Consider the following 25,193-nt stretch of genomic DNA (forward strand, 5'->3'; position numbering starts at 1 on the left):
GTGGAATAGTTCCACTTGACACAACGAAGTGAAATGAGGATGCACTATGGCCGCAATTCGGCGAACTGGATATGTCTGGGACGAGAGCTTTGCCTGGCATAACACGGGCAATACGGCTGCGATCTGGCCACCGAGCCCCGTTGTGCAGCCGATCGAAGCGTTTGAGAACCCCGCGACAAAGGCGCGGCTGGCGAGCCTGGTAGAGGTGAGCCGCCTCGGCGCCGAGCTGATTCGCCGCCCGACGCGCCTCGCCACCGAAGAGGAGCTGCTGCGTGTTCACGAGGGTGCCTATCTGCAGCGACTTGAGCGCGAAAGTAACCACACCGGCGGTGAGGGCGGCGATGGCGAGACGATCTTCGGTGTCGGTTCGTATGAAATCGCGCGTCGCGCAGCCGGTTCGCTGATCGACCTCACGGATGCGGTGCTCAGCGGTGAGCTCGACAACGGCTATGCGCTGGTGCGTCCCCCGGGGCACCACGCCGAACCCGACCGCGGCCGCGGATACTGCCTGCTGGCGAATGTGCCGATCGCGATTGAGCACGCCCGTCAGGTGCGCGGCGTCGAACGCGTTGCGATCGTTGACTACGACGTGCATCACGGTAACGGTGCCGAGCGTATCTACTGGTCGGATGGGGGAGTGCTCACCATTTCGATCCACCAAGACCAGCTTTTCCCCGAGAACTCGGGCGAGATCACGAAGACCGGCGAGGGTGACGGTGCCGGCACGAACATCAACATTCCGCTGCCGGCCGGTTCGGGCCACGAGGCATACTTCGAGACGTTTAAGCAGGTGGTTTATACGGCGCTGAAGCGGTTCCAGCCCGACCTCATCATGGTTTCGAGCGGGTTTGACCCGTCGATGCTCGACCCGCTCGGATGCATGTCGGTCACCTCGGACGGCTTCCGTGAACTGGCGCGGATGCTGGTGGAATGGGCGGATGAACTGTGCGATGGCCGCCTCGTGTTCTCACACGAGGGTGGCTACTCGGCGGTGTATGTACCGTTCTGTGGCCTTGCGGTGATGGAGGAAATCTCGGGGCACCGCACCAGCATTGACGACCCCTTCGCTCCCGGTTGGGCGAACAACCCGGTGCACAAACTGCGGGTCGACCAGCTCGAGGTGATTCAGCAGGCTGCCGAACTGGCTGCCGCGGTGCCGCAGCGCTAGCTGGGTTCACGCCGGCTCGCTGTACCGCGGCGCTTGCTGCGCGGCCGCATCACTTGCTCGCGTACACCGAAAATGCCCGGCACACTGAACGGCTGACTACGCCGAAAACTCGCGTACACCGAAAACACTGAGGGCCACCGCTATAGCGGTGGCCCTCAGTGTTTTCGGTGTACCCGAGCGGCTGCGAGCTAGTACCCGAGCGGCTGCGAATTAGTCGTTCTGCGGGAATCCGAGGTTGATGCCGCCGTGCGACGGGTCGAGCCAGCGGGTGGTGATCGCCTTCTGGGCGGTGAAGAACTTGACGCCCTCGTCGCCGTGCGCCTTGGTGTCACCGAAAATCGACTGCTTCCAGCCACCGAACGAGTAGGCGGCGATGGGCACTGGAATCGGCACGTTGACGCCGATCATGCCCACCTGCACCTCGTTCTGGAAGCGGCGTGCCGCCCCGCCGTCGTTGGTGAACACCGCGGTGCCGTTGCCAAAGGCGCCGTTGTTGATGAGCTCGAGGCCCTCGTCGAACGACTGCACGCGAACCACCGACAGCACCGGGCCGAAAATTTCTTCGGTGTAGGCGCGTGAGCTGGTGGGTACGCGGTCGAGCAGGGTGGGGCCGAGCCAGAAGCCGGCCTCATCACCGTCGACCTCGATGCCGCGGCCGTCGACCACGACGGTCGCGCCGTCGCCGGCAGCGATGTCGATATAGCTGGCGACCTTGTCGCGGTGGGCTTCGGTGACCAGCGGGCCCATGTCGGTGCCGCGACGTCCGTCGCCCACCTTTAGCTGCTGCATCCGTTCAACGATCTTGTCGATGAGCGCATCCGCGACCGGTTCGACTGCAACGACCACCGAAATTGCCATGCATCGCTCGCCGGCCGACCCAAATCCGGCGTTGATGGCCGAGTCGGCCACCAGGTCGAGGTCGGCATCCGGCAGTACCAGCATGTGGTTTTTTGCGCCGCCGAGCGCCTGCACGCGCTTGCCGTGCTTGGTGCCGGTTTCGTACACGTACTGCGCGATCGGGGTCGAGCCGACGAATGAAACCGAGGCCACCTTTTCGTGGGTGAGCAGCGCATCCACCGCCACCTTGTCGCCGTTGACGACGGTGTATACGCCGTCGGGAAGGCCCGCTTCTTTCCAGAGTTTTGCGATCCAGATCGCGGCCGACGGGTTCTTTTCGCTCGGCTTCACAACCACCGAGTTACCGGCGGCGATGGCGATGGGGAAGAACCACATCGGCACCATCGCGGGGAAGTTGAACGGCGAGATGATTGCGGCGACGCCAATCGGCTGGCGCACCGAGTGGATGTCGTACCCGGTCGACACCTGCTCTGAAAAGTGGCCGCGCAGATGCGAGGTGATGCCGCAGGCGTACTCAACAACTTCCTGGCCGCGGGCGATTTCGCCGAGGGCGTCGTCGATGACCTTGCCGTGCTCTTCAGTGATGATTTCAGCGAGCTCGCCCTTGCGTTCGTTGAGCAGTTCGCGGAAGCGGAACAGGATCGCGGTGCGCTTCGCGAGCGACACATTGCGCCAGGTGAGATAGGCCGTGTGTGCGGTTTCAACAGCGCGGTCAACTTCGGTTTCGCTGGCGAGCGCGGCGCGGCGGATTTCGCGGCCGAGTGCGGGGTCGAACACCGGTGCGGTGCGCGCGTCGTCGGCGACGACTTCGGCACCTTCGATCCAGTGTGGAATGGTTGGCAGGGCGGTCATATCGGCTCCTTCGCTGATCGGATGCAGCAACGCTACGGTTGGGTGCGCGGTCGCTCATTGGCTGAATTGGCATGAACTGGATGCATCCGTGCCGATTTGGCAGCGATGCGGGTGTGATCAGGTCAGTAACATCCTGCGCACAGCGCATCGTCACGCTTCGAAGACACTTCTCGGCAGCGCGCGCGTGCGGTGCACAGTGAGGATTGACACATGATCAACGGAAACATCTCGCACTGGTGGACACAGATTGGGATGCAGGCGCCGCGGCCGGCGCTGCCCGGCCCGATCGACATTGATGTCGCCATTGTGGGTGCCGGGTTTACCGGCCTGTGGACGGCGTACTACCTGAAGCAGGCCGACCCGAGCCTGCGCATCGCGGTGCTCGAGCAACGCTTCGCGGGCTTCGGTGCATCGGGCCGCAACGGTGGCTGGCTCGTCAATAGCGTCACCGGCGGCCGCGAACAATATGTCGCCAGCCACGGCCGCGACGCTGCGCAGCGGTTCCAACTGGCCATGAACGAAACGGTCGCCGAAGTCGAGCGAATCACCGTAGAAGAGGGAATCGACTGCGATCTCGTGCGTGGCGGCGAACTCAATGTGGCGCGCTCGGCAGCACAGCTGGCGCGGCTTAAAAGCTACTACGACGCCGAACGCGAGTGGCAGCACACCGATGTCGAGTGGCTCGACACCGCCGAAACCCAAAACCGCATCAAGATCGACCGCGCGATCGCCGGGGTGTGGCAGCCGCACGCGGCCCGCATCCATCCCGCCAAACTCGCCCGCGGCCTCGCCGAATGTGTCGAGGCGATGGGCGTAAAAATTTACGAGGGCACCCGCGTCACCGAAATCGAACCCGGCCTCGCGCGCACCGACCGCGGCGCCGTGCGCGCCGAACGCATCCTGCGTGCCACCGAAGGGTTCACCGCCGGTATCAAATCATCGCACCGCGACTGGCTGCCGATGAACTCGTCGATGATCGCCACCGAACCGCTCAGTGACTCCACCTGGCAGCAGCTGGGTTGGGACGGCGGCGAAGTGCTCGGTGACTTCGCACACGTGTACATGTACGCGCAGCGCACCGCCGATAACCGCATCGCGTTCGGTGGCCGCGGGGTGCCGTATCGCTGGAACTCGGCAACCGACGTTGACGGGCGCACCCAGTCGCAAACCGCCGAAACGCTGCGAAATCTGCTCGTGTCGTTCTTCCCGGCAGCGGCGGATGCACAGATCGACCACCTGTGGTCGGGCACCCTCGGCGTGCCCCGCGACTGGGCCGCCACCTGCGTGTTCGACGACAAAACCGGCATCGGTTACGCCGGCGGCTATGTGGGCACCGGCGTTGCCACCACGAATCTCGCCGGCCGCACCCTGCGCGATCTTGTGCTCGGAAACGACACCGATCTCGTGCACCTGCCGTGGGTGAACCACCGGGTGCGCCGCTGGGAACCCGAACCGCTGCGGTGGATCGCCACGCGCATCATCTACGGGGCCTACGGTGCCGCCGACCGGTTCGAGTCGGCATCCGAAAGTTCGCGCACGCATCCAATCGCCAAGATCGCCTCGCTCGTTTCGGGGCGCTAGTCGCCCCGAGCCAAACAGTCGCCCCGCACCAAGCAACCAGGCACGCTAACCGTCCCGAACCAAACAGCCGTCCCGCACCAAACAGTTAGGGTTACCCGCATGACTTCACTCAAACCAGGCGTCGTGATTGACGCGCTCGCACTCGATGTTGCCCACGAGACCGTGCCCGCCGAGCACGACCCGCAGGGCGGCACCACCGCCGGTGCCACTGAGCTCGGCGATTTTGCCGGGCTCGAAACCGGGGTGTGGGAGATGAGTCGCGGCGTGATGCACGACACCGAGGCCGACGAGCTCTGCGTGATTATTGCGGGCGAAGCGACGGTTGAGTTCCTCGAACCGCAGCTTCCCGCGGTGCAGCTGCGCGCCGGTTCGGTGCTGCAGCTGAGCGAGGGGATGCAAACCCGCTGGACCGTGCACAGCGAACAGCTGCGCAAGGTTTACCTCGCTCCCTGAGCGCCACACCCGCCGTCACTAGACTGACAACAAACAGTCGGTGACAGAGAGGGGCGGCGTGGGCGCATCCGGCATTCGCGGTATCGAGTTCAGTCGGCTCGATTGGCGAGCTGCCACCCGCGCCGCCGTCTCAACCGGTGTGCCGCTCATCGTGCTGGCGAGCATCGACCGCCTCGACCTGGCGATTTATGCGAGCTTCGCCGCGTTTACCGCGCTGTATGGCCGCAACGAGCCCTATCGGCAGCGGTGGCTCACGCTGCTGCTATCGGGTGCGGTGCTGCTGGCTGCCATCGTTGGTGGGGTGGCGACCTCGCTCGCCGGCACACCCACCTGGCTGGCGGGCATCGGGCTGAGCCTGGTGATCACTGCGGGCGTGCTGCTCACGGCGATCATGCAGTGGATCCCGATGGGTGCGATCTTTTTCACTTTCGCGTACCTCGGCACCAGTGTGCGACCGACCGATCCGGCCATATTTTGGGATGCGGTGCTGGTTGCCGCGAGCGTGGTCGCGTTTTCGTTTGCGGTGGGAATGTCGGGGGCGCTACTGCGCCGCATCCCGGCGTTGGGCGAGCGGGTTCCGGACCCGAACCGGCGGCCGCATCGCCGCCTGCGGCAGGCGATCACCGCCGAGAACGGTTGGATGATTCTGGTCACCCTGCTCGCGGCGTGGGCGGCGGCGGTGATTGCCGCGACGCTCGACGTGGCAACGCACCACTATTGGGCGGTGGTGACCGTCACCGCGATTTTTTCGGCGCCCTCGCACCTGTTTGGGTTTGAACGTATCTCGCACCGCGTGGTGGGAACGCTGGTGGGTGTGGGGCTGGCGGCCGCGCTGTATGGCGGCGAACCGCATCCGATTTATGTCATCGCCGTGCTCTTGCTGTGCACGTTTGCCACCGAGCTGGTGGTGGGGCAGCACTACGGATTCGCGCTGGCGTTCATCACGCCGCTCGCCATTGGGGCAACGAGTTTGGGTGCGCCCAGCAACTACGAGGTGCTGTTTGTGGCGCGCGCTCGCGAAACACTCATTGGCGGGTTGGTGTGCCTGGCGGTGGTGTATTTGGTGCGTCGTTGGCGCAGGCGGCAAGACACCACCGCGATCGAGGTGGTCGGTTAGTTCGGGATGCGCTGCGTCAGCACTTTTGCAGCGGCGCGGCTTAGGCTGCGGGCATGGCAATCGTGAAAATCAACGCAATTTCCGTTCCCGAGGGTCAGGGCGAAGAGCTCGAGCGGCGGTTTAACGCCCGCGCCGGTTCGATCGACGGCACCCCGGGATTCCGTGGCTTTCAGCTGCTGCGCCCCACCGCCAACGAAGACCGCTACTTCGTGGTGACGCACTGGGATGACGAGGAGTCGTACGTCGCCTGGCGCGATGGATCGGCGCGTGCCGCGCACGCCGGCTCGCACGGCAAGCCGGTCGCGAGCGGGGCAACGCTGCTCGAGTTCGATGTGGTGCTCGACGTGAAGCCGACCACCGCCTAGCTTTCGGACACCGACCTGGCACCGCCAGCCGATCGCGCTGGCGGTGCCACTTTGCGCATTTCTCCCGCGAAGTGGCACCGCGCCCGACTAATGGCACCGGTATAGCGGTGCCATTAGTGTTTGGCGGTGCCATTTCTCGTAAAAGGGGCGCCCGCGGCCGCAGGCCCGCGCCCGCCTAGCTCACAGCCGAGCGGCGCACCGCGAACGGCCGCAGATCGAACGGCCAGTTCGCCACACCCGGCTGCCTGCCGGCAATCAGGTCGGCCATGATCTGCCCGGTGATCGGCCCCAGCGACAGCCCGTGCATATTGTGACCGGATGCGACGAGCACCTCACCGCTCGGCGTCGCCGGCCCGATCAGCGGTAGCCCGTCGGCGGTCATCGGGCGCGGCCCCATCCACTCATCGGTGCGGCCATCCCAATCGGCCCCCTCGATGAGCCCCTCGGCAAAACCGCGCAGCACTTCGATGCGATCACTGTGGAAGCGCTCGGGCTCTCCATCAAACGACATGATGCCCACCACCCGCAGCCGGCCACTCATCGGAATCACCACGCAGTGGCGGTCCATCGAGTGCACGAGCGTGCGCGGCATGGTCTTGACCGGCACCGTGAACGAGTATCCCTTGCCGGGCACCACGGGGATGTGAGGGATGCGTGAGCGTCGCAGCACCTGTGAGGTCCAGGCACCGGTGGCAAGCACCACCCGGTCGCCCGACACGGTGACCTGCCGCGCATCCTCGTCGACGCACACGACGCTCGCACCATCACCGAGCCGCTGCACGGTGAGTCCGAGCCGCACCTCGGCGCCGAGCTCGGTGATGCGCTCGATCAGGCTGGCCACGAATTTCACCGGGTCGATCGACACTTCTCCCGGCAGCATGAACCCGAACTGGGTGCGTTCGGTGAGCGTTGGCTCCGCCTCGTGCAGCTCACGGCCCGACATGGGGTCTTCGGGCGGGTCGCCCCAGCCGCGGCGGGCTCGCTCGGCGTAGGCCTCGTGCGCCGCGAGCATTGTCGGTTCGCTTTCGGCGGTCATGAGAAATCCGGTGCTCCCGCCCGAGGTGTCGATGCCATCGGCCGCCATCCGGTCGAGGGATGCGAGCAGATGCGGCGTGAACTGCGCCAGTGCCGCATCGCCGCGTGCCCGCAACGGCCCGGCGGATGCGGCGAGAAATCCCATTCCGAAACGCGCCAGCTGCGGCAGGCGAAGCGGCGCGATCGACAAATAGTGACGGTGTGCGAACACTCCGTGGATGATGTCGCGCGCGGTGTTGCTCGAGGCCAGCGGCGCCACCATTTGCGGGGTGAGTTCGCCGGCATTACCGGTTGCGGCGCCGGCACCCAGCTTGGTGCGTTCAACGATGGTTACCCGGTGTCCGTCGCGCAGCAGCCAATAGGCGGTGCACAGTCCGATCAGGCCACCACCGGCCACCACAACGTGTTGTTTTTTCATCGCTGCCCCTTTGCGTATTGCGTCACCTGCTCGGCGAACGCGTCAATCAGCGCCTTCGATGCGCGCGTGTTTTCACCGTCGACCGCGCGCGCCTTGGCGACCAGTTTTTCGCGGTCGAAACCTTTTTTGCCGAGCGCCGACTCGTCCCACTGGGCGATTCGTTCGGCGTTCACCTCGGGATGAAATTGCAGCCCCCACACTCGCTTGCCGATGCGGAAGGCCTGGTTTTCAACGTCTGCCGACCGGCCCAATAGCACCGCATCCGCCGGTAGCTGAGTGATTTGGTCGACGTGGTTTTCGATCATGTGCGCGCCCTCACCCAGCACTCCGAGCACCGGGTCGTTGCGGCCGGCTGCGGTGGTGGTGATGAGCACCGCACCGCTTTCTGGGGTTCCGTATTCGCCGCGCACTTCGCCGCCGCCAACATGTGCGAGCAGCTGCCCGCCGAGGCAGATGCCGAGCGTGGGTAGGTCGGCGTCGATCGCCTGCCGGGCGAGTTCCCGCTCGGTGGCGAGCCACGGGGCATTTTCGTCTTCGTAGGGCAGCAGTCCGCCGCCGAGCATCACCAGGCCGTCGAAGCCGTCGAGGTTTTCGGGCAGGGGAGTGGTTTCAGCCACCACATCGACCGTTTCGATGCCCGCTTCGCGCAGCCATTCGCCGGCCCGGCGCGGCCCCGATTCGGTGGAATTAATCACCATCAATACTTTGCTCACGGCTATTCCTCCTCGACCGAGCCGATGAGTGCCGCGGTGCGACCGATCGGTTCGCCCGCTTCGCCCGCCATGAATCGCGTGTAGTCGTCATCCGAGGCTTCGAGCACTCGCAGCGCGTTTTCGGTGCCGAGCGCTCGCAGGTCGGCGTCGCTCCATCCGCGGGATGCGAGTTCGGCAAACAGCGCCTGGTAGCAGCCAACATCCTCGAGACCCTCGGGCATTTCATCCGAGCCGTCATAGTCGGCGCCAATTCCCACCGCGTGCACACCGGCAAGATCGCGGAAGTATTCGATGTGGTCGGCCACATCTTTTACGGTGACCGCCGGTGCCTCGCCCCCGCCGCCGTTAACATCCCAGTCGCGGCGCTCTTGCCTGAGGAATGACGGCACGAATGCGACCATGAGCACGCCGTCGCGCGCACCGATCTCACGGATCACATCATCCGGCACATTGCGCGGATGCGAGCAGAGGCTGAGTGCCCCCGAGTGGGTCACGATCGGCGGCCGGGAGGCGACTTCGAGCGCATCCCGCATGGTTGACGGTGCCACATGCGAAAGGTCGACGAGCATCCCGATGCGGTTCATTTCGCGCACCACATCGCGGCCAAAGTCGGTGAGTCCGCCGTGGAGCGCCTCGTCGGTGGCCGAGTCGGCCCAGTCGATGGTGCGCGACCAGGTGAGGGTCATATAGCGGGCACCGAGCCGGGCGTAGTTGCGCAGCACGGCGAGTGATCCGCCGATCTGCGCCCCACCTTCAACACCAATGAGCGAGGCCACCCGGCCCGAGGCCATCACCTCGCGTGCCTCGGCTGCGGTGCGTGCGGCGCCGAGTTCGTTGGGGTATGCGGCGATGAGCCGGTGGATGAAATCAATTTGTTCGAGGGTGGCGGTCACCTGGTCTGCCCCGTGAATTTTGTCGGGGTTCACCCACACCGACCAGTACTGTGCCGCCAGGCCTCCGGCGCGGATGCGTTCAAAATCGGTCTGGGTGGTGGGGATACTGCCGCCGAGATGTTCGGTGGCGTAGCCGAACTGTTTGCGCACCTCCCACGCGAAGTCGTTGTGGCCGTCAAAAACCGGGTACGTGGTCATTCCGTCTCCCTCTCGGTGTCCGCGCCATTGCGGAATTATTTGGTTGTTTGGTCGTCTGATGAATCGCTAGCTGCGGGCTCGTTGTCGGGTTCGTAAAGTTCGAGCAGTTTGGCGATGCGATCGCGTTCGTTCAGGCGGCGCCGGGCACCCTTGGCGCTCGCCGAGATGAGTGTGCCCAATAGGTGCGTGACCGCGGCGATCGGGGTGGGTGAGTCGATGAATGGGGATGCACCGGTGTCGGCGACCACGAGCCGGTCGGCATATTTGGCGGCCGGTGCATCCGCGCTATCGGTGACGATTACGACTTTGCCGCCGCTGCGATGGAATTCGCGGGCCAACCGCAGCATCATCGAGCGGTAGGGCCGCATTGAAAACAGCACCAGCACGTCGGTCGATCGCACGTCGGTGAGCGCCACCAGTGGTGAGAGTGCGTGGGATCCGATGAGGTGAATATTCGACAGCGTGGCCGAAAGTTCGGTGGCAAGCAGCAGCGCAAAAGCAGAGCTCGTGCCCTCGCCGGCGATAAATCGGCGGCGCGATTTGAGTGCCAGCGCGGCTGCTTGACGCGCTGACTCGGTGGCGGCGATTTGTTCGTAGGTGTGGGTGAGTGCCCGCGTATCGCTGGCAATAATGCGTTCTTCAAGAGTGGCCGCGCTGAGGTTTTGCGGCACTCGTCGGTCGTATCGTTCCCGAGTCGAACTACGCTGTTCGGTGTCGGTCATCGGGATTCCTCCCGTTGGATTTTTCTGTGACGTATCCGTTTCCGGTATCCGGCTCCTATGCCGGCCTCGATTTGAGGTTGTTGGTGAGCATAATCGGGGGTTCTGAGGGATGCAAGCAAAAGATACGTTTCCTAAGCTGAGGAATTGCGAACAGTTTTGCTGATATCCCTGGCGGATGCGGGCAAAAGCTGAGCGATTTCAGCGCGCGCTGTTCGGTGTTGGTTATTTGTCACGCATCTATGCGGGATCATCATGTGCAAGCTGACGGCGAGTGTCGTATTTGCCGCTCAGCCGTAGGGAATTACGGCATTGGCGACACGAAAAATGCGGTCCGATTTCCCAAGATGTGAAACATATCACTTGACCAAGCGCGGTTGAGTGGCCATAATCTTTCCCAATCGAGTGGCAATGGAGCCACTTGAGTGGAAGGACCCACCATGCGAACCGCATCCAGAAGGCCATTTTTCCGAACGACTGCCATCGCAATTGCCGCAGCGGTGGGGCTTGCTTCAGCCCCGGCGAGCTTGGCGCTCGCGACCGAAACCGCTGAAAGCGTCGTGCCGGCCGACCCCTCGACCATGCGCATTGCGACCTCGGGTTTTGTCGACTCTTTCAACCCCTTCACTTCGATCTACCTTGCCCCCACCAACGCACTGCGCTACATCTACGAAAACCTCGTGCAGTATTCGCAGGAAGACGGTTCACCCACCGGGGGGCTGGCCGAGAGCTGGGAGTCGGAAGAGGGTGGCGCCAAGTGGGTGTACACCATTCGCGAGGGCATGAAGTGGTCTGATGACGAGCCCATCACCAGCGAAGACGTCAAGTGGACCTATGAGCAGATGATGACCAATGAGGTCATGGCCACCGCAAACGGTAGCCTGGTCGCGAACTTTGAGTCGGTTGAAGCTCCCGACGACCACACGCTCGTCATCAACCTCAAACAGCCCCAGGCCGCCGTGCCCGGCACCGAAATTCCGGTGGTTCCCGAACACATCTGGTCGAAGATTGACGACCCTGGCAAGTTTGCCAATGACAAGGATGTGGTCGGTTCTGGGCCGTTCATCCTCAAGTCATACTCGGCCAACCAGTCGTATGTGCTCGATGCCAACCCGAATTTCTGGGATGGGAAACCCGAGCTCGACCGGATTCAGTACGTCTACTACACCGACCCCGACGCCTCGATTCAGGCGCTGCGCGCTGGCGAGATCGACTTCATCTCGGGCCTGACGCCAACGCAGTTCCGGGCGCTTGAGAACGAGGAGGGAATCACCCTTAACTCGGGCGTCGGCCGCCGCTATAGCTCGCTCGCCCTCAACCCCGGCTTTAAGACCCGCAGCGGCGAACCCTACGGTAACGGTAACCCGGCGCTGCACGATGTGGCGGTGCGGCAGGCCATTCGCCTCGCCATCGACACCGACGCGCTCATTAAAAACGTGATGGAAGAGCAGGCGACCCCGGCGACGAGCTTTGTGCCCGCATCCTACGAAAAATGGATGCTGCCCGAAGACGATCCGGTGCTGGTCGACTTCGACCCCGAAGCCGCCAAGAAAAAGCTCGACGAAGCCGGCTGGACGCTCGGCAGCGACGGAGTGCGCGAAAAGGACGGCAAGAAGCTCAGCCTCCGGCTGCAGATCGACGGCAGCTCATCAACCGAGCAGGCGCTTTCGGAATACATCAAGCCCTGGCTGGGTGATGTGGGGATCGACGTGAAGGTGGTCTCAACCGACGGTGACACGCTGAGCACCGAGGCGAACGCCGCGAACTACGACATGTACTTCTCGGGCTGGTCGCTGGGCCCCGACCCCGACTATCAGCTGGGTATCAACACCTGCGGCCAGCTGCCAACCAAGTCTGATGGCAGCGGAGGCACGAGCCAGGACGGCTACTGCAATCCCGAGTTCGACAAGCTCTACGCACAGCAGCAGGTTGAGCTCGACGAGGCGAAGCGCATCGAACTGGTGCACGAGATGCTGGCCATGAACTACGAAGACAGCGTCAGCGTGGTGCTCTACTACCCGAACCAGCTCGAGGCCTACCGCTCCGACCGCTTTGAAGGTTTTTCGAAGATGCCCACCGAAAACGGCATCATCGCCAACCAGTCGGGTTACTGGGGATTCCGAACCGTGAAGTCCGTGGGTGAAGGCGGCGGCGCCGGTAGCTCGCAGACCGGTCTGTGGGTGATCCTCGGCGTGGTCGTGGTTGCCGGTGCCATCGGTGTCGGTGTGGCCGCGAACCGCCGCAAGAAGTCGGCCGATATCGAATAGCGCAAGACCATGACGAACTCAGTACCACCGTCAACATCCGCGATCCAAACCTCCGCCGACGCGGAGGAACCGCAGCGCGACTCGTCGTTCTGGCGCTATTTGGCGACCAAGCTCGGCGGTGCGGCGATCAGCCTGGTGATGGTTGTGCTGCTCGGGTTCTTCGCGTTCAAGCTGCTCCCGGGCGATCCAGTCGCCAAGATCGCCCGGGAACGGCCGATGAGCCCCGAACAAATTGCGAGCCTGCGCGCCCAGTACGGGCTCGACAAGCCGCTGTGGGAGCAGTTTTTCAAGTTCATCGGCGATGTTTTCACCCTGAACTTCGGTGAGAGCTATGTGTATAAGCGCTCTGTCGCTGAACTCATCGGTGAGTTTTTTTGGCCCACCATCCTGCTGACCGGCACCGCCGCCATCATCGCCATCACGCTCGGCCTCTGGCTCGGGCAGCGGGCGGCGTGGCGGCACGGGAAGCTGTTCGACCGCATCGCCAGCGGCGTATCGCTCGTGTTCTGGTCGGTGCCCACCTTCTGGTTGGGTCTGCTGCTGCTGATGTTTTTCGGCGGCACCCTCCACTGGTTCCCCACCGGCGGGATGCGTTCGGCTAATGCGCCAACCGATCCGCTCGGAGTGGTTGGGGATGTGGTGGCGCACCTCGTACTACCGGTGATCACGATGGTGGCGGTGGTGTTTGCGCAGTACTTGATGGTGATGCGCTCATCGCTCATCGAAGAAATGCACGCCGACTATCTCACCACCGCGCGCGCCAAGGGGCTCCGCGAAGACCTCGTGCGCGAACGTCACGCGGTGCCGAACGCGCTGCTGCCAACGGTGACGCTCGTGTTTATGCATATCGGTGGCCTGATCGCCGGTGCCGTCACCGTCGAAACGGTGTTTTCGTGGCCGGGCCTCGGCAAACTCACCTTCGAGGCGATTAAGGGCCCCGATCTGCCGCTCTTGCAGGGCAGCTTCGTCGTGTTCTCAACCATCATCATCGTCATGAATCTGCTGGCCGATCTCGCCTATCGCCAGCTCGACCCGAGAGTGAGGCGCGCATGACCACCGCGACTGCCACACGCACACCGGCACAGTTTGCTCGTGCCCGTCGCTGGAAAGCATTCCGTCAGTTTTGCAGTGACTTCGCCACCTATCGGGCCGGGATGGTGGGGCTCATCTTCCTAGTGGTGGTGGGCATCATCGCGATTCTCGCGCCGGTGATCGCCCCATCCTGGATGCTCGATGTCACCAAAATCGGTGACCCGGATCGATTCGCCCCACCATCGGCCGAGCACCTGTTCGGCACTGACAACCAGGGCCGTGAGCTGTGGGTGCGCATGGTGTGGGGTGCCCAATCGTCACTGCTGGTGGGTCTTGCCGCCACCGGAATGTCGATGGTCATCGGCACCATCGTGGGAATGGCGGCCGGGCATTTCACCGGCTGGGTGGGTGGCCTGCTGATGCGCGTCATCGACTTTTTCCTGGTGCTGCCGTCGCTGATTCTGGCCATCGTGCTGTCGAGTGTGCTCGAGCGCGGCACCCTCACCATCATCATTGCGATCGGGCTCACCTCGTGGGCGGGTACGGCGCGCGTGGTGCGAGCCCAAACCCTCACCGTTGAGTCGCGCGACTATATCCGGCGCTCGCGGGTGCTGGGTGCCGGGCACTGGCATCTGCTGACCAAGCACGTGTTGCCGGGCGTGATGCCGCTGGTGCTGGCAAATACGACGTTGATGGTTGGTTCGGCGATCATCGCCGAGTCGACGCTCGCGTTCTTGGGGCTCGGTGACCCGCTCACGCAGTCGTGGGGCACCGTGCTGAAAAACGCTACGGATGCATCCAGTGCCTCGAACGGTTATTGGTGGTACATCCTCATCCCGGGTCTGGCGATTTTGTTTGTGGTGCTCGCCTTCACCCTCATTGGCCGCGCGGTTGAAAACATTCTGAACCCGACTCTGAGGAAGCGATAATGGCCGATCTGAAATTTGAGGATGTATCGATCATCTACCGCACCTCGGGTCGGAACGATCGTGGTGAGGTACACGCGGTTAAAAACGTCAGCCTCGACGTGCCGGCGGGTTCGACGCTCGGTATTGCGGGCGAGTCGGGTTCGGGGAAGTCGACGCTGGTGATGAGCGTGTTGCGGCTGCTGCCAAAAACATCGAAACTCACCGGCCGGGTGCTGCTTGATAACACCGATGTGGCCGAGCTGAGCTTCGGTGAGTTGCGCGCGGTGCGGTGGACTTCGGCGTCGATCATTTTTCAGGGGGCGATGCACTCGCTCAACCCGGTGCGCACGGTGGGTCAGCAAATTATTGAGGCGCTCGAGCTGCACGTGACCGACGAGTGGAAAACCGAGGCGGCGCGCAAGGAGCGCGTTGTCGAGCTGCTCGGCAACGTTGATTTGCCGGCCGAAAAAGCGAACGTGTATCCGCACGAGCTTTCGGGTGGGCAGCGCCAGCGCGTGATGATCGCGATGGCTCTCGCCTGTAATCCCGAGATCATCATTGCTGATGAGCCCACCACCGCGCTCGACGTGATCGTGCAGGAGCAGATCCTGACGATGATTTCGCAGCTCGTGGTGGAGCGCGGGATTTCGCTGGTGATGATCAGCCACGACCTGTCGGTGCTGGCCACCGCGTGTGATCGCATCGCGGTGATGCGCAACGGCGAACTCATTGAGGTGGGCCCGGCGGGGCAGATTTGCCACGCTCCCCGCGAGCCCTACACGCAAAAGCTCGCGCACGCATTCCCCACCATCGGCGACCCGGCTTCGCGGATGCGGCCGGTGAGCCGCCACGAACAAGGCGATGAGGATGCGCTGGACCGGGCGGGGGTTCCCGACGATGCACCGGTGCTGTTGGATGCGCGCCGGGTGAGCGTCACCTACCGCACCGGCGGCCGAAAAGTGCCGGCCATCCGCGAGGTTGACCTGCAGATTCGACGCGGTGAGATCGTGGCGCTGGTGGGGCAGTCGGGCTCGGGTAAAACCACCCTGGCCAACACTCTGATCGGTCTGCAAGAACCCGATCCGGGCGCAGAAATCATGTTTGATGGCACGCCGATTCCCACGAAGCCCGCGCAATTGCGCGAGTTTCACAAGCGTGTGCAGCTGGTGTTTCAAGACCCGTCGGCGGCGCTCAACCCGAAGTTGACCGTCTATGAGTCGGTTGCCGAGGGGTTGCGAGTGCAGCGGTTCGACGGTGATGAAGAGCAGCGGGTGCGCCAGAGTCTGATCGAGGCCGAGCTCACTCCGCCCGAAGACTTCTTCGGTGCGATTCCGCAGGAGCTTTCGGGTGGCCAGCGTCAGCGCGTGGTGATCGCGGGTGCGCTCGCGCTACAACCCGAACTGCTGATTGCCGATGAGCCGGTTGCGTCACTGGATGCATCGGTGCGCGGCGAGATTCTCGGCCTGCTGCTGTCACTGCGCCGGCAGCTGGGGCTCGCGGCGCTGGTGATCACCCACGATCTTGGGCTGGCGTGGAATATTGCCGATTCGGTGGCCGTGATGCACCGCGGTCAGCTGGTTGAATATGGCCCCACCGAGGCGGTGCTGCTGAACCCGCAGCACAGCTACACCAAGACGCTGTTGGCGGCGGCCCCGAGCATCGGTGATGTGAAGCCAGAACCGCAGCAATGAGCATCGTATTACCGCAGCTGCCGGCGCCGATTCAGTGGGGCATCCGTATCACCACCCTCGAGGGGGAGGTGCTTGCCGAGCACGAACCGCACCGGGTGAGCAAAACCGCCAGTGTCGGCAAGGTGTTTGTGCTCATTGAACTCGCGCGGCAGATCAGTGAGGGCGCAGTCGCGGCGGATGCGCTGATCGACCTGTCTAAAACGCTCTACGTGGCCGATTCGGGCCTTGCCTACCGGTTCACGAATCCGTCGATTGCGGTTGCGGATGCGGCGCTGCTGGTGGGCACGATGAGTGACAACCTGGCGACGAACGCGCTCATCGATGTGTGCGGGCTTGAGCGGGTGCGGGCGATCGCCGATGAGCTCGGCTATACCCAGACCGCGCAGCTCGACTACATCCGCGATGATCGTGGCCCCGAGCATCCCTGGACCCCTTCGTATGGCACCGCGGCAGAACTTGCGGATGTGATGCGGCGGCTCGCGCTCGGCGAGGTGCTGTCGCCGGAAATTTCGCGTCAGGTGCTCGACTGGCTCGCATCGGGTGCCGACACTTCGATGGTTGCCGATGCGCTGCTGCTCGACCCGCTCGCGCATGTTGACCCCGAATATCAGTTGATGGTGCTGCGCCACAAAACCGGCACGATCGCCGAGGCGCGCATCGATGTTGGTGTGTTGCGGGGGTCGAAACGCTCGGTGGCCTACGCGGTGGCCGCCAACTGGCCCGAAGAGCTGCCCGATCAGCGCGCGCTGGCGCTGGATGTGATGCGCGAAATTGGTGAGCAAATTCGCCACTATGTGACCGATCTTGACCGTGACGACCCCGGAGAAAACCCCAGTGATTGATTTCCCCACCGATGATGGTTGCCGCTGGTCGGTGCTGGTGCGCGATGTCGACAGCGAGCAGGTGCTGTTGCAGCACAGTCCCGAACGGGTGCTCAGCACCGCCAGCATCGGCAAGCTCTTTTTGCTGCACCGCATCCTGACTGAGGTGGATGCCGGCACGCGGTCGCTGGACGAGCTGGTGACGCGCCTGCCGAGCGATGAGATTGGTGGCTCGGGGCTGTGGCAAAAACTGCAACAGGATGCGCTGTCGATCTATGATCTGGCGGCGCTCGTGGGTGCGGTGAGCGATAACGATGCCACGAACGCGCTGCTGCGCGTGGTGGGGATCGAAACAGTGCGTGAGCACGCCCGCAACCTTGGCTATCAACACTCACGCTTGAACGATGCGATTCGCTGGCCGATTCCGCCCGGCCATCCCACGCGACTGTCGGAGGCGAACGCGAGCGAGATGGTGGATTTTGTGTCGCGCCTGCAGCTCGACCGGGATCTTTCGCCGGGTAGCGGCGATATTTTTCGCAAGTGGCTCGGTGCCAGTGCCGATATGTCGATGGTGGCGTCGGTGTTTGATTTCGACGGCCTCGATCACGACTGCTTCGACGGGGGAGTGTGGCTGTGGAACAAAACCGGCACCATCTCGACCGTGCGCGCCGATGTGGGTGTGGCGATGGGGCGAAACAGACGTGTCGCTTACGCGGTGCTCGCCGAGTGGGATGCGGGCGCGGATGCGCGCGGACCGGTGCTTGAAACGATGGCTGAGGTGGGCCAGCTGATCGGTGAGGCGATTGGCTGGCAGGATCCGCGACCGAAACGCTCGGCGGCCCGGACCGCGGCGATGCCGGCAGTGGCACCGGTCTCGGCTTCGGCGGCGGGTGCACGGGCTGCGATTGCGGCGGCCGCAAACGATGCCGCGCTGCGAGATGTGCGCTATCTGGTGCTCGACGGTGACAGTGGCGCGCCCCTGCTGGAACGGTCGCCAGATGAGCCGAGCCCGTCGGCGAGCGTGATGAAAACAGTCACCGGCACGCTCGCGCTGGCGAATCTCGGTGCCGACCACCGCATCCCCACGCGCGTGGTGCGCACTAGTGACTCTGAGGCGGTGCTGATCGGTGGCGGCGATGTGACACTCTCGCGCACCGCAACTGGTGAGCCAACGTTTTATCCGCATCCGGCCCATTTGGATGCGTTGGCCGATCAGCTGCGCACGAATATGCCCGTTCTCAAGCGGTTGCTGCTTGACGATGAACTGTTTGCCGCATCCCAATGGCACCCCACATGGGACCCGGCGGGCCGATCGCCCGAAAACTACATCCCCTTTATTAGCGCGCTGCAGGTGGACGGTGACCGTGACGATCCGCTCATGGATGACAGCGCGCGCAGTGAAAACCCGGTGGGGCGCGTGGCGGCAGGGCTCGGAGCGCTGCTGGGGGATGTGGATATTGCCCGGGGGAGCGCTCCGGAAGGTGCGGCAGATGAAGTGGCCCGGGCCCAGTCGGCGCCGATGACCGAGCTGGTGCGTGAAATGCTGCGCAGCTCCGACAACGCGCTCGCGGAAGCGCTCGTGCGGTTGGTGGCAATTGCGCGCGGTGGCGATGCCTCGTGGGACTCGTTGCAGCGCGAGATACGGGCCGCGGTTGCAGATCTTGGCCTGGATGCATCCGGTTGCGAATTCGTGGATGGCTCGGGGCTGAGCGAGGATAACCGGCTGACCCCGCGTTTTGTGGCCGAACTGCTGCGGCGCGGCTATCTCGGTGAAGAACCGTTTGCGTCGCTGGTGCCGCTGTTGACGGTCTCGAGCCAGACCATGTCGCCGGCGCGGTTTACCGGGGCGAACCGCGTGGTTGGTAACTCGGTGCGCGCGAAAACGGGATTTATTAACTCGGTGCATTCCCTCGCCGGCATCGTGACAACTCGGGGTCAGCGCAACCTCGTGTTTGCAGTGTTTGCGTGTGATCTGGACACACCGGTAGACCGTGAAGCTCGACTCGCCGTCGACCGCCTGGTGACGGCGCTGCATCTGCACGGTGACGCACTCGAGTAGTGCCGTCACACTTTCGTAAGAATTTTCGCTGTCGCCGATAATTATTCGCCGGCCAGGCTAGGAGCATGAAGAAAAAAATGCTCCTGGCCCTGTCAACCGCCGCTACCGCTGCCCTGCTGCTCACCGGATGTGGTGGTGACAGTGCCGAAGACAAAATGGCACCCAAAACCGAAGACGGCATGATGACCGACGACGGCATGATGACCGAAGACTCGATGATGACTGAAGATTCGATGTCGAAGGAAGACGGCATGATGACCGACGATTCGATGTCGCACGATCACGATTCGATGATGACCGAAGACGCCGGTAACTAGTTCTGATCCGTTTCGTGTAGTTCATTTCTATTCTCATGTTTATTGCCGTACTCTCGCTGCTCGCCGGCGCGCTCTCGGTGCTCGCACCCTGTGTGCTCCCATTTCTGCCCGTGATCGTCGGCGGCAGCGTGAGTGCGACCGAGTCAAAGCGCCGGCCGTATCTCATCGCCGCCGGGCTTGTTGTTTCGCTGCTGCTGTTTACGCTGCTGCTCAAAACCACCACCGCATTCATTGGTATCGACCCGCGCGTGTGGTCGATCGCATCCGGTGTGTTGGTGATCGCACTTGGTTGCAGCATGCTGTTTCCCGGAGCCTGGTCGTGGATCGAAAGTCGACTGCGGCTGGGTGAACGTTCTAACAAACTGCTCGATAAAGCGGGTGACCATGAGGGCGTGGCCGGTCCGCTGCTGATCGGTGCCGCCCTCGGTCCGGTGTTTTCAAGTTGCAGCCCCACCTATGCGTGGGTGATTGCAACGGTGCTGCCGGCGCAGCCGCTGGCCGCATCCATATATTTGGCTGCCTATTGCATCGGGATGGCGGCGATGCTGCTGGCGATCTCGCTGCTGGGCCGCGAGCTGGTGAAAAAGCTCGGGTGGGCGGCGAATCCGCGCGGCTGGTTCCAGCGCGTGGTTGCCGTGATGTTCATCATCGTGGGGCTTGCGGTGAGCACTGGTGTTGACCGGCAGGCGCAGGCGTGGATCGCCGAGCGCGTCCCCGGCCTCACCGCTGTTGAAGAGGCGCTGCTTCCCGAAGCCGAAGCGCGGCAGGCCACAGACGGTCAGCCGACTCCGGCTCCCGAACTCACCGGTATTAGCGAGTGGATTAATTCGGATCCAGTGACGCTCAAGCAGTTGCGCGGGCAGGTGGTGTTGGTTGATTTTTGGACCTACAGCTGCATTAATTGCATCCGCACCCAGCCCTATTTGAACTCGTGGTATGACCGCTATCACGATGACGGTTTTGAAATTATTGGTGTGCACGCGCCCGAGTTTGCCTTTGAGCGGGTGCCCGAGAACGTTGAAAAAGCGGTTCGTGACGCCGATATTAAATATCCGGTGGCGCTCGACAATGATTTCGCCACCTGGAACGCCTACCAAAACCGGTATTGGCCGGCGAAATACCTGATCGACCAGGACGGCAATATTGTGTGGTCGCACTTTGGTGAGGGTGGCTACGATGAGGCCGAGCAGCGCATCCGTGAACTCGTGGGTGCGGAAGGTGACCGCGCCGATGCGGTTGCCGGCGAACAGGGCGCCCGGCAGCGCTCACCCGAAACCTATCTCGGCGCTTCGCGAGCCAGCGGATTTGTCGGTTCGGGGCGCTACGAAATCGGTGAACACGATTTCACCGCCGCCGCACCCGAAAACATTGGGGTGTCGCAGTGGACGCTCGGTGGTAAGTGGCGGGTTGATGGTGAGTCGATCACCGCGCTCAGTGATGGCGCCACCCTGTCGTATCGATTCACCGGCCAGCAAATGTTTTTGGTGATGCAGGCCGATGATGAGTCTGAGGTGCGGGTTGAGGTTGAGGGCCGCAGGCCGCCCGGCGGTGCCGATGTGATGGCCGGTTTGGCCAAGGTGTCGGATGCGCGACTATACCGGCTAGTGAAATTCGAGCAGTCGGAGCAGGGCCTGCTGGTGACACTAACTTTTCCGAAGGGCGTGACGGCAAATGCATTCACCTTCGGGTGATGCGTATGATCTGGGGGTGTCTCGCATCCTCGTAGCCGATGATGACACCACCGTGCGTGCCGTCGTCGCAGATTATCTTGCCGCCGCCGGACATGAGTCAGTGGTGCGCGGGGATGGTCCGGGCGTGCTTGAGCGGGTGCTCGCGGGCGATATCGACCTGGTGGTGCTCGATCTGATGATGCCGGGCATGGATGGGCTTGAGGTGCTGCGCCGGATGCGCGCGGCCGAGCTCGATATTCCGGTGATTATTTTGACGGCGAAAGATGGCGAATCAGACCGCATCCTGGGGCTTGAACTGGGTGCTGACGACTATTTGACCAAGCCGTTCAGCCCGCGCGAGCTGGTGTTGCGCATCGAGGCGATTTTGCGGCGCGGCACCGGGCGTGCGGTTGAACGAGAGGTGCTGCAAGACGGTGATTTGACGATTGACCCGGTGGCTCGAAAAGCGTTTCGTGACGGGCGCGAGCTGGATTTGACGCTGCGCGAATTTGATTTGTTGGCATATTTTTTGGCGCATCCCAACCAGGTGCTCTCGCGTGACGATCTGCTGGCTGCCGTGTGGGGGTGGCAGATTGGTGAGGCTTCTACGGTGACCGTGCATGTGCGGCGGCTGCGAGGGAAGCTTGAGACCGACCCGGCGCATCCGACGCGGCTGGTGACCGTGTGGGGGCGCGGGTATCGCTGGGAGGCGCGCGCATGATCGAACCGGTGCTGTGGGCGGTTGGCGCGACCATTGCGGTGGGCATTTTGGGGATGCTCGTGACGATTGCGGTGGCGCGGCGTTCGCTGCGCTGGGCGGCAGTGCTTGGCCCGATTACGGTGCTGCTGGCCGTTGCGGCGGGGATGCTGGTGGGTGTCGACCAGATGCTGGTCGACGCGCAGGTGCCGATGGTGATGCTGTTGGCGACGGCGCCGGTGGCGCTCGCGGTGGGTGTGGTGATTTCGATGAGCACGCAGCGACGGGCGGCCGAGTCGGCGAGCGCGCTTGAACGCGAGCGTTCGGCGCGTGAGCTGGAGCAGGGGCGCCGTGAGCTGATGGCGGGGATGTCGCATGATTTGCGCACCCCGCTTGCGGGGATTCGGGCGATGGCCGAGGCGCTGGAAGACGGGATCGTTACCGACCCGCAGGAGTATTACCGAGCGATTGCGGCTGAGGCGCAGCGCACGTCTGGAATTGTGGATGATTTGTTGGCGCTGACTCGGTTGAGTAGCGGAGCGGCAGAGTCGGTGGCCGAACCGGTTTCGGTGGGGGATGCGCTGTCGGATTTGGTTGCGCATCTCGCGCCGCTCGCCAAGCAGCGGGATGTGCGGGTGACGGGCAGTGTTGATGGTGCCGTTGAGGTTGTGGGGGATGCGGGCTTGATTTCGCGGGCCCTGCAGAATGTGCTGGTGAACGCGATCGCGTACACGAAACCGGGGACGACGGTGCAGGCGCGTGCCTTTGTGGCGGATGGCCGCGCCGTGGTTGAGGTGCGAGATGGCTGCGGTGGGTTGTGTGACGAGGAATTGTCGCGAGTGTTTGACACCGGTTGGCGAGGGGATGCAGCGCGCACCCCGGGTTCGCTCGCGGGCACCGGGCTCGGCCTGCCGATTGTGCAGATGGTGATGGAACTGCACGGCGGTGCAGTGACGGTTGAGAACGCCGGGGAAGGGTGTTTGGTGCGGTTGGGGTTTTAGGTGGGGTTTATCCACAGGCGCTGCTGTCAGTTTTGTGGGGTGGTCTAGCATCTGCAATGCAACAACTTTAAAGCTGAGGGCTCATTCCCGCTTGCGCGTTGGGATACCTGTTCTTCTCTCCCAACTAGACTTGATATGCAGCATCGCTACGACCGAGCCATGTTGGGATACCTGTTCTTCTCTCCCAACTAGACTTGACCGGCATGTTCGTCGCCCGCAACACCCGTTGGGATACCTGTTCTTCTCTCCCAACTAGACTTGATTGAGTAATCCCAAGGATCGACCGCAGGTTGGGATACCTGTTCTTCTCTCCCAACTAGACTTGAGCACCTAGTGCATCTAGTCGATCATCCGTTGGGATACCTGTTCTTCTCTCCCAACTAGACTTGGGCACGCGGGCACACACACACGCGCACGGTTGGGATACCTGTTCTTCTCTCCCAACTAGACTTGAAGGTTGTTGCCGATGATGCGCGGGTTAGTTGGGATACCTGTTCTTCTCTCCCAACTAGACTTGATTGCGGGCCTTGCGGTACCGCCCGCCGGTTGGGATACCTGTTCTTCTCTCCCAACTAGACTTGCTCGCTGAGCTCGCACTTAAGCTCAACCGTTGGGATACCTGTTCTTCTCTCCCAACTAGACTTGGCTTGGAGTGCCTGTACCTGCTGCGTGGTGTTGGGATACCTGTTCTTCTCTCCCAACTAGACTTGTGAGTTGCTTGCGTTCGCTGACATGTGCGTTGGGATACCTGTTCTTCTCTCCCAACTAGACTTGCGCAGCAACCGACAACAACGGCCGCACCGTTGGGATACCTGTTCTTCTCTCCCAACTAGACTTGATGGTCATGGCCCAACGCCACGCCAGTAGTTGGGATACCTGTTCTTCTCTCCCAACTAGACTTGCGACGAAGGCGATAGCGATGAAACGCTGGTTGGGATACCTGTTCTTCTCTCCCAACTAGACTTGACCGCTGCTACCGATACCGCTGGCAGTGGTTGGGATACCTGTTCTTCTCTCCCAACTAGACTTGGTATGGCGAGATTGGAGGCGGTGATGCTGTTGGGATACCTGTTCTTCTCTCCCAACTAGACTTGAGCAACTCCGCCCTGGGCTGTAAAACACAGCTCAGGGCGGGTGCTCGAGGGTCAGAAATCGAACAAAACTAGCGCGTCCGGGGGTGCTTCTGGCTCGATATACTCGGACCCGTACAGCCGCCAACCGCGAGCCCATTGGTCATCGGTTAGGCGCAGGATCCTGACATGCCCTTGCGCAGGAACATTGTTCTTCAGGAACTCGATCACCGGGATAGCCGCTGTGCCGTTGATGAGGTGACGGACGTAGACCGACAGCTGAATCATTGAGAAACCCTCGTCGAGCAGCAGCTTTCGATATTTCGACGCCACCCGGCGCTGCTCTGGTTCTTTCACCGGAAGATCAAACATCAGCAGCAGCCACACGGGATCAGCCATCTTCACTCGCAAATGGCGTCTGCCAGTCGGGGACTGAGAGCCTGACTTTTTCACCCTCGACGAACAGTGCCAAATCCTGGGCCAGTGTGTAGATACCTGTCAGTACTGTTTCACCAGTTCCTTGCATCGGCAGATTCGTCACATTGACGAGCTCATGCTTGACCGATCGGTCCTCAAGACCATCTAACGGAAGAAGCCGGTGCACAGTTGCATCTACTGCGGGGCGGAACGGCTCGATCAGATCGTCTGCGAGGCAAAATGGATTGCTCCGATTTCGGTGCCAAAGCCCGAGGGTTGGGGAGAGTCCAGCCTCACAAATCCCACGGATAACAAATCCTCGAAGCACCGCGTAGCCGTAGTTGAGCATGGCATTACAGTGATCCTCAGCCCCAGGAACTCGCCGGAACTGTTCGTCCTCGAAAAACTCAGTCCAATATAGCCGCGCAGCTTGCCCTTCCAGATTGTCGGGATCGCCCGAACGAACCTTTGACGCAAGGAGCCTTAAACGTGTTGCCGCTGATGAGCCAACTTGCTCGAGGTTGAATGCCTGCCCCAAGATTTTGGCCCGAACCAGAGCCTGCCACGATGATTTCTGCCTCGGCAGAGACAGGTCAGCTTGAGCTCGATGTCGGGTAGCGATTCTGGAATTACTACCCCACGGATTGCCCACGAAGTTGGGTACACCACGCCAATCACAGTTGAGCAGAGTGACGTCGTATTTGGCCAGCATCGACAGCGCCCCGCCCGAGATCGACGCATGATTTCCCACGAGTAGGACCGCGACGTCTTCGAGCGGGACACGTTGGTCCCTAATCACCAGACCGCCTCGTGCAGCCGTGATTTGTCCCTGATAATCAAGAACATCGATGACCTGCCGCGATCGCATGATGC

The 25,193-nt window shown here is 62.6% G+C and carries 22 protein-coding genes and 1 CRISPR repeat array; of the genes, 15 read left to right on the forward strand and 7 right to left on the reverse strand.

Annotated elements, in window-relative coordinates; genetic code table 11:
* Window positions 1-46: 46 nt before the first annotated feature.
* Complete coding sequence (locus JMV54_RS05030) at window positions 47-1,168, forward strand: class II histone deacetylase (RefSeq protein ID WP_201517853.1); 1,122 nt, start codon at window positions 47-49, stop codon at window positions 1,166-1,168.
* A gap of 210 nt (window positions 1,169-1,378) precedes the next feature.
* Here JMV54_RS05030 and JMV54_RS05035 read toward each other — a convergent pair whose 3' ends face one another.
* Window positions 1,379-2,878, reverse strand: coding sequence for a CoA-acylating methylmalonate-semialdehyde dehydrogenase (locus tag JMV54_RS05035; protein WP_201517854.1), 1,500 nt, complete (start codon window positions 2,876-2,878; stop codon window positions 1,379-1,381).
* 210 nt (window positions 2,879-3,088) lie between these two features.
* Between JMV54_RS05035 and JMV54_RS05040 the strand changes: the two genes are divergently transcribed.
* The 4 genes from JMV54_RS05040 (at window position 3,089) to JMV54_RS05055 (ending at window position 6,394) form a co-directional block, all read left to right on the forward strand.
* Complete coding sequence (locus tag JMV54_RS05040) at window positions 3,089-4,459, forward strand: NAD(P)/FAD-dependent oxidoreductase (protein ID WP_201517855.1); 1,371 nt, start codon at window positions 3,089-3,091, stop codon at window positions 4,457-4,459.
* 99 nt (window positions 4,460-4,558) lie between these two features.
* Complete coding sequence (locus JMV54_RS05045) at window positions 4,559-4,912, forward strand: cupin domain-containing protein (protein WP_230972822.1); 354 nt, start codon at window positions 4,559-4,561, stop codon at window positions 4,910-4,912.
* Window positions 4,913-4,952: 40 nt separating this feature from the next.
* Complete coding sequence (locus JMV54_RS05050; protein WP_201517856.1) at window positions 4,953-6,029, forward strand: FUSC family protein; 1,077 nt, start codon at window positions 4,953-4,955, stop codon at window positions 6,027-6,029.
* A gap of 53 nt (window positions 6,030-6,082) precedes the next feature.
* Window positions 6,083-6,394 (forward strand): antibiotic biosynthesis monooxygenase family protein, encoded by a 312-nt coding sequence (locus tag JMV54_RS05055; protein WP_201517857.1) that lies wholly within the window; start codon window positions 6,083-6,085, stop codon window positions 6,392-6,394.
* 175 nt (window positions 6,395-6,569) lie between these two features.
* Here the strand turns inward: JMV54_RS05055 and JMV54_RS05060 are convergent, their stop codons facing one another.
* Genes JMV54_RS05060 through JMV54_RS05075 form a run of 4 tightly spaced genes read right to left on the reverse strand, consistent with a single transcriptional unit; the run spans window position 6,570 to window position 10,373 of the window.
* Window positions 6,570-7,847: an NAD(P)/FAD-dependent oxidoreductase gene (locus JMV54_RS05060; RefSeq protein WP_201517858.1), complete on the reverse strand. Its 1,278-nt coding sequence runs from the start codon at window positions 7,845-7,847 to the stop codon at window positions 6,570-6,572.
* Complete coding sequence (locus JMV54_RS05065; protein WP_230972823.1) at window positions 7,844-8,560, reverse strand: type 1 glutamine amidotransferase; 717 nt, start codon at window positions 8,558-8,560, stop codon at window positions 7,844-7,846. Before JMV54_RS05065 ends, JMV54_RS05060 begins: the two co-directional genes overlap by 4 nt.
* 2 nt (window positions 8,561-8,562) lie before the next feature.
* A complete protein-coding gene (locus JMV54_RS05070) occupies window positions 8,563-9,651 on the reverse strand; it encodes a dipeptidase (protein WP_201517859.1) in 1,089 nt (362 codons plus the stop codon).
* 35 nt (window positions 9,652-9,686) lie between these two features.
* Window positions 9,687-10,373, reverse strand: coding sequence for a MurR/RpiR family transcriptional regulator (locus JMV54_RS05075; protein ID WP_201517860.1), 687 nt, complete (start codon window positions 10,371-10,373; stop codon window positions 9,687-9,689).
* A gap of 437 nt (window positions 10,374-10,810) precedes the next feature.
* Here JMV54_RS05075 and JMV54_RS05080 point away from each other — a divergent pair, with 437 nt between their 5' ends.
* The 10 genes from JMV54_RS05080 (at window position 10,811) to JMV54_RS05125 (ending at window position 22,833) form a co-directional block, all read left to right on the forward strand.
* Window positions 10,811-12,637, forward strand: a complete 1,827-nt coding sequence (locus JMV54_RS05080) for an ABC transporter substrate-binding protein (protein ID WP_201517861.1) — start codon at window positions 10,811-10,813, stop codon at window positions 12,635-12,637.
* Window positions 12,638-12,646: 9 nt separating this feature from the next.
* On the forward strand, window positions 12,647-13,690 hold the full coding sequence (locus JMV54_RS05085) for an ABC transporter permease (RefSeq protein WP_201517862.1): 1,044 nt from the start codon (window positions 12,647-12,649) through the stop codon (window positions 13,688-13,690).
* A complete protein-coding gene (locus tag JMV54_RS05090; protein WP_201517863.1) occupies window positions 13,687-14,598 on the forward strand; it encodes an ABC transporter permease in 912 nt (303 codons plus the stop codon). Before JMV54_RS05085 ends, JMV54_RS05090 begins: the two co-directional genes overlap by 4 nt.
* Entirely contained in the window at window positions 14,598-16,268 is a 1,671-nt protein-coding gene (locus tag JMV54_RS05095) for an ATP-binding cassette domain-containing protein (RefSeq protein ID WP_201517864.1), read from the forward strand. Before JMV54_RS05090 ends, JMV54_RS05095 begins: the two co-directional genes overlap by 1 nt.
* Complete coding sequence (locus tag JMV54_RS05100) at window positions 16,265-17,110, forward strand: serine hydrolase (protein WP_201517865.1); 846 nt, start codon at window positions 16,265-16,267, stop codon at window positions 17,108-17,110. The genes JMV54_RS05095 and JMV54_RS05100 overlap by 4 nt, the downstream gene beginning before the upstream one ends.
* Window positions 17,103-19,148 (forward strand): D-alanyl-D-alanine carboxypeptidase, encoded by a 2,046-nt coding sequence (locus JMV54_RS05105; RefSeq protein ID WP_201517866.1) that lies wholly within the window; start codon window positions 17,103-17,105, stop codon window positions 19,146-19,148. The genes JMV54_RS05100 and JMV54_RS05105 overlap by 8 nt, the downstream gene beginning before the upstream one ends.
* Before the next feature lie 65 nt (window positions 19,149-19,213).
* The gene (locus JMV54_RS05110) at window positions 19,214-19,465 is read left to right on the forward strand and encodes a hypothetical protein (protein WP_201517867.1); all 252 of its coding nucleotides are present in this window, start codon (window positions 19,214-19,216) and stop codon (window positions 19,463-19,465) included.
* 35 nt (window positions 19,466-19,500) lie between these two features.
* On the forward strand, window positions 19,501-21,156 hold the full coding sequence (locus JMV54_RS05115) for a cytochrome c biogenesis protein DipZ (protein WP_201517868.1): 1,656 nt from the start codon (window positions 19,501-19,503) through the stop codon (window positions 21,154-21,156).
* Window positions 21,157-21,172: 16 nt separating this feature from the next.
* Complete coding sequence (locus tag JMV54_RS05120) at window positions 21,173-21,856, forward strand: response regulator transcription factor (RefSeq protein ID WP_230972558.1); 684 nt, start codon at window positions 21,173-21,175, stop codon at window positions 21,854-21,856.
* A complete protein-coding gene (locus JMV54_RS05125) occupies window positions 21,853-22,833 on the forward strand; it encodes a sensor histidine kinase (RefSeq protein WP_201517870.1) in 981 nt (326 codons plus the stop codon). Before JMV54_RS05120 ends, JMV54_RS05125 begins: the two co-directional genes overlap by 4 nt.
* Before the next feature lie 97 nt (window positions 22,834-22,930).
* A CRISPR array of direct repeats spans window positions 22,931-23,927; the repeat unit is 36 nt; unit sequence GTTGGGATACCTGTTCTTCTCTCCCAACTAGACTTG.
* Window positions 23,928-23,978: 51 nt separating this feature from the next.
* Here JMV54_RS05125 and cas2 read toward each other — a convergent pair.
* Window positions 23,979-24,302: a CRISPR-associated endonuclease Cas2 gene (gene cas2 / locus JMV54_RS05130; protein ID WP_201517871.1), complete on the reverse strand. Its 324-nt coding sequence runs from the start codon at window positions 24,300-24,302 to the stop codon at window positions 23,979-23,981.
* On the reverse strand, window positions 24,295-25,188 hold the full coding sequence (gene cas1 / locus JMV54_RS05135; RefSeq protein ID WP_201517872.1) for a type II CRISPR-associated endonuclease Cas1: 894 nt from the start codon (window positions 25,186-25,188) through the stop codon (window positions 24,295-24,297). The genes cas2 and cas1 overlap by 8 nt, the downstream gene beginning before the upstream one ends.
* Window positions 25,189-25,193: the final 5 nt, after the last annotated feature.

The organism is Gulosibacter hominis, assembly GCF_904842695.1.
Classification (GTDB): Bacteria; Actinomycetota; Actinomycetes; order Actinomycetales; family Microbacteriaceae; genus Gulosibacter; species Gulosibacter hominis.